General features: G+C 69.8%; 1 protein-coding gene. It reads left to right on the top strand.

Annotation, left to right across the window (positions count from 1 at the left end):
* Positions 1 to 48 precede the first annotated feature (48 nt).
* Positions 49 to 1,263, top strand: coding sequence for an IS4 family transposase (locus tag ABZ904_RS51225; RefSeq protein WP_361831216.1), 1,215 nt, complete (start codon positions 49 to 51; stop codon positions 1,261 to 1,263).
* The last annotated feature ends 275 nt before the right edge of the window (positions 1,264 to 1,538 follow it).

Raw genomic sequence — 1,538 nt, 5'->3', positions numbered from 1 at the left:
GCAACGTCGTTCGATTAGATGATCTTGATCGGGTAGAGTCCCTGTCTCGTGCCGAGTGATCATGTTGCTGGTGGGAGCTATCCGGAGCGGGTGCGGTTGGGGCTGCTCACGCGTACTTTCACGCCGGAGTTGGTGGACCTGGCGGTCGAGGAGGCGGGGGCGCGGGAGGAGCGGACGCGGTCGCTGCCGTCGGCGCTGATGGTGTACTTCACGCTGGCGATGTGGCTGTTCACCGGACAGGGCTATGCACTGGTGCTGCGGGAGATGGTGGAGAACATCCCCCGCCGGGCCGGGGAGCGCTGGCGTGCGGCGAACGCGGGCTCGCTGGTGGTGGCCCGACGCCGCTTGGGCCAGGCCCCCTTGCGGCTGCTGTTCGACAAGGTCGCCGGTGCCTGCGGCACGGCCGCCACGCCCGGGACGTTCTGGCGGGGGCTGCGGCTGCTGTCGATGGACGGCACGCTGCTGGACGTGCCGGACAGCGACGCGAACGCCGCCGCCTACGCCCGCTCCTCCAACGGCTCCCGGCCGGCCCCCTACCCGCAGGTGCGGCTGCTGGCCCTGGCCGAGTGCGGAACCCTGTCCCTACTCGGAGCCGTCTTCGACTCCTTCGCGGTCGGCGAGCGCACCCTGGCCCGACGGCTGCTGCCCCTGCTGAAGCCGGGGGTGCTGCTGATGGCCGACCGGGGCTTTCCCGCCTACGACCTGTGCACTGCCTCAGCAGCGAGGGGCGCTCAACTCCTGTGGCGTGTCTCGGAGTCCTTCCGCCTCCCGCTGGTCGAGGTCCTGCCCGACGGCACCTACCTGAGCGAGCTGCGCGGCCGACGTGCGAGCGAGCGGATGCCGGTCCGGGTCATCGAGTACACCGTCACCACGACCACCATCGGGCCGGACGGCTCCACCGAGGAGACCTCCGAGCTGTTCTGCCTGATCACCACGCTGCTCGACCCCGACAAGGCCCCGGCGGGCGAGCTCGCCGAGCTGTACGCCGCCCGGTGGACCAGCGAAACGATCTACAAGAACATCAAGATCGAGCAGCGCGGCGGACGGAGTGCGACCCTGCGCTCGAACAGCCCCGCCCTCATCGAGCAGGAACTGTGGGCCATGCTCTGCGTCTACCAGGCCCTGCGCCACCTGACCGCCGACACCGCCCACCGCGCCGGCCTGCCCGTGACACACATCAGCTTCAAACACGCCCTCGCCGCCGTCCGACGCACCGTCGGGACGGACTTTCCCCCCTCGGAAACTGGCCGCCAAGCTCGCTGACGTCCAGGCCGACCTGATCCGCACCGCCGTCACGCCCCGCCCAGGACGCGCCGCGCCCCGCGCCACCAAACGCGGCAGCACCGGATACCGCCTCCTCCGCCCCGATGAGCCCGCTACCACCCGGGTCACCCACACCGTCAGCCTCCAACTCTTCCCCGAAGAGCTCAGGCCGATCACCCCGCCCGCAGGCATGACAATCCTTCAGCTCACACGACCTGACGCAACATCGGCAGAACACTCACACCCCAGCCGAGCCGCCTAAACGATCGACGTTG

This window comes from Streptomyces sp. NPDC046900, assembly GCF_040644975.1.
Lineage (GTDB): Bacteria > Actinomycetota > Actinomycetes > Streptomycetales > Streptomycetaceae > Streptomyces.
The sequence above is the reverse complement of the archived record's forward strand: the minus strand, read 5'-3'. Positions and strand labels throughout refer to the sequence as shown.